Below are 3,157 nucleotides of genomic sequence, written 5' to 3' on the forward strand. Positions count from 1 at the left end.
CCGCGTTTTCAGGAACTCGGACACGCCCATGGCCGTCAGCGGGTGGTCGTCGATCACCAGGGCATAGCGCCCCGATTGGAGACAGGAGGAATCGGTCAGGAGGGAATGGCTGTGCATGGTCCGCGCGAAGGCATGTCGAAAGGGCTGGAGCGCCAGGGCGCGCCCGGATACACCTTGCGCACATCGTAACGATTACCCCCCGGCCGGGGGGTGACCGGATGTCGGCCAACTCCCCAAAATCGCCGCCGATGCCCTGAGATTCCGCATGGAACGGGCATGTATTCAACGAGAAGGGGAGATAGTCATGAAGATGGTACAGCTCACGCGCCGCAGCGCGGCATTGATGCTTCTGGGAGCCCTGGCCGCCTGTGGCGGCGGCGGCGGTGGTGGATCGGGAGAGCCGGGCGGCGGAGATCCCGGCAATGGCGGAAATCCTGGCAACCCCGGTACGCCCGGCAACCCCGGCGGCACGCCCACGCCGGTGACCGGCCAGTACCGCATGGAGACCGGTGCGGAGAACTTCGACGCGGCCCTGTCCGCCATGAACGCGCTGGGGGCGCAGGGCTATGCCTTCACCTACAGCCTGGCCTCGGGCGGTACCGCCTTCCCCGTTCCCATCGGTGACTTCTACGTCACCGACACGGCCCACACCGGCACGCGCCTGGACTACCGCATGGTGCCCGATGTGGCGGGCGTCTCGGCCCTGGTGGCCCAGCTCAACGCACAGGGTGCGCAAGGCTACCTGTACAAGTCCGGCATGGCGTTCCCCAGCAGCACGCAGGACCTGCGCAACCTCTATGTGCGCAGCAGCAGCGCCGCAGCCACCTACAGCTACGAGACGCGCCCCGCCGTGGGTGCGCTGGACACGTCGGGCTTCACGCAGCAACTGGCCGAGATGAGCGGCCGGGGTTTCCGCTACATGGGCCCGCTGATCTCGGGCAACGAGATGTTCAACCTCTACGTCAAGGACTCCAAGGCGCCGGCCTTCGAGTACGCGGTGTTCGCATTGGCCGCGCCCTTCGGCATGGCCAACGGCACGGCGCTGAAGCAGCGCCTGGACGAGATGGGGGCCAAGGGCCACCTGCTGCGCGGCGCCCTGGTGCTGCGGGGCAATACCGAAGGCGTGCAGCTGTACGAAAAGAGCGGCGACCAGCAGGGCGCCATCGAGTACCGCCTCGAATCCGTGTCCAACAACGCCAGCCTCGCGCAGCGCCTGGAGCAGTTCAACCGCAATGCGGCCGAAGGCTTCTTCGCCTTCGGCGACGTGGTCACCGACGATGGCCGGTTCCATTCCATCTCGGTGCGCAATGTCCGCCGCATGGTGCATCCGCTGGCCGGTGCCTCCTTCCCCTGAGCAGGGCACAGGCATGCGCGGCCGGCGCATAATCCGGCCATTTTCCGCAGCAAGGGCGCCCCAGGGCGCCCTTGCTCAGTTTGTTTCGAGAATCCATCCATGACTGCTTTCGAGGCCGTGCTCTTCGACTGTGACGGCGTGCTCGTCGACAGTGAATCCATCACCAACCGCGTGCTGTGCACCATGCTCAATGAATCGGGCTGGCCCATCAGCACCGAGGAATGCCTGCGCGAATTCATCGGCAAGACCGTGCGCAGCCAGGCCGCGCTGATCGAGGCGCGCACCGGCAAGCCGCTGACCGACGCATGGATGGCCGCCTTCTACGAGCGCCGCAACGCCGCGCTGCGCGCCGAGCTGGTGGCCATTGACGGCGCGCTGTCCGCCGTCAGCCAATCCCATGCGCTGTGCGCTGGCCGCATCGCCTGCGCCTCGGGCGCGGACCGCGCCAAGGTGGAGATGCAGCTGGCCCAGGTCGGCATGGCCCCGTATTTCGAGGGCCGCGTCTTCAGCGGCCATGAGCTGCCGCGCAGCAAGCCCTTTCCCGATGTGTACCTGGCAGCCGCCGCCGCACTGGGCGTGGAGCCGGCGCGCTGCCTGGTCATCGAGGACACGGTGACCGGCGTCACCGCCGGCGTGGCCGCAGGCGCCACGGTCTGGGGCTACTTCCCGGCCGACCAGGGCCACGCATCGGCCGAGCAACTGCTCGAGGCCGGCGCCAGCTGCGTATTCGGCGACATGGGCGAGCTGCCGGCCATGCTGCGCGCCATCGGGCAGGCCAGCGCCAGCGCTTGAGCCTGAGCCTGAGCCTGAGCCTGAGCCTGAGCCTGAGCCGGCCCTAGCGCAGCTGCGGCGAAGGCGTCTCGTCCACGGCCTGCGCACGCGCTGCCTGCTGCTCGGCCTGCAGCGCCCGCTGGAAGGCGGGCCGCTGCTGCAGGCGCTGCCAGTAGGCCTGGGTGGCAGGCCCCCATTGCGGCTCCATCTCCAGGTGCGCCGACAGCATCAGCGCATAGCCCACGGCCACGTCGGCAGCGGTGAAGCGGTCTGCCGCGAGCCAGTGGCGCTGTTCCACGGCCTGCTCCACCGCGCGCAGCCGCGCAAGGAACCAGCGCTGGTAGTCCTGGGCCACCTGGGGCTGGCGCCGTTCGGCTGGCTCGAAGTGGGTGTAGCGCAGCACCAGGGTCTGCGGGAAGGTCAGCGTGGCATCGCTCATGTGCAGCCAGTTGAGGTAGGCGGCGAAGTCTGCCTCCTGCGGCTGCACGGACAGGCCCGCCCCGGGGTGCAGGGCGGCCAGGTATTCGCAGATGGCGGCTGACTCGGTCAGCCTGGCCTCGCCGTGGCGTAGCAGCGGCACCGTGCCCAGCGGGTTGAGTTCCAGGTAGCTGCGCTGCAGCACGCGCGGCGGAAACGGCAGCATGTGCAGCGTGTAGGGAAGCTGCAGTTCTTCGAGCATCCACAGCGCGCGGAAGGAGCGCGCGCTGACGCAGTGGTGGAGATGGTGCATGCGCAAAGCCTAGGCCAGATGCGCGGACGGCGGCAGTCGCGCAGGATGCAAATCGCGCCAGGATGCGCGCGGCCCTCACTCGGGCCGGGCTCGCGCGCTCTTGCGGAATTCGGAGGGTGACAGCCCCGTCCACAGCCGGAAGGCGCGGATGAAGCTCTTGTCGTTGAGAAACCCGCAGGACTGGGCGATGCGCTTGATGGGCCGGCTGGTGCGCAGCAGCAGGGCCACGGCACGCTCGCGCCGCACCTCGTCCTTGAGCGCCTGCAGCGAGGCGCCTTCTTCCTTGAGCTGGCGGTGCAGGC

The 3,157-nt window shown here is 68.6% G+C and carries 4 protein-coding genes; 2 read left to right on the forward strand and 2 right to left on the reverse strand.

Features of this window, described 5'->3' with window-relative positions; genetic code table 11:
• Window positions 1-304: 304 nt before the first annotated feature.
• On the forward strand, window positions 305-1,354 hold the full coding sequence (locus tag L995_RS02735) for a hypothetical protein (protein ID WP_047468912.1): 1,050 nt from the start codon (window positions 305-307) through the stop codon (window positions 1,352-1,354).
• Window positions 1,355-1,453: 99 nt separating this feature from the next.
• Window positions 1,454-2,146, forward strand: a complete 693-nt coding sequence (locus L995_RS02740; protein WP_016450027.1) for an HAD family hydrolase — start codon at window positions 1,454-1,456, stop codon at window positions 2,144-2,146.
• Between the two features lie 43 nt (window positions 2,147-2,189).
• Here the strand turns inward: L995_RS02740 and L995_RS02745 are convergent, their stop codons facing one another.
• Complete coding sequence (locus L995_RS02745; RefSeq protein ID WP_016452790.1) at window positions 2,190-2,855, reverse strand: glutathione S-transferase family protein; 666 nt, start codon at window positions 2,853-2,855, stop codon at window positions 2,190-2,192.
• Between the two features lie 75 nt (window positions 2,856-2,930).
• The coding region (locus L995_RS02750) for a helix-turn-helix domain-containing protein (protein WP_047468914.1) at window positions 2,931-3,157 on the reverse strand (227 nt) is incomplete at its 5' end.

Origin of the sequence: Delftia sp. ZNC0008 (genome assembly GCF_000799035.1) — a bacterium.
Lineage (GTDB): Bacteria > Pseudomonadota > Gammaproteobacteria > Burkholderiales > Burkholderiaceae_C > Comamonas > Comamonas tsuruhatensis.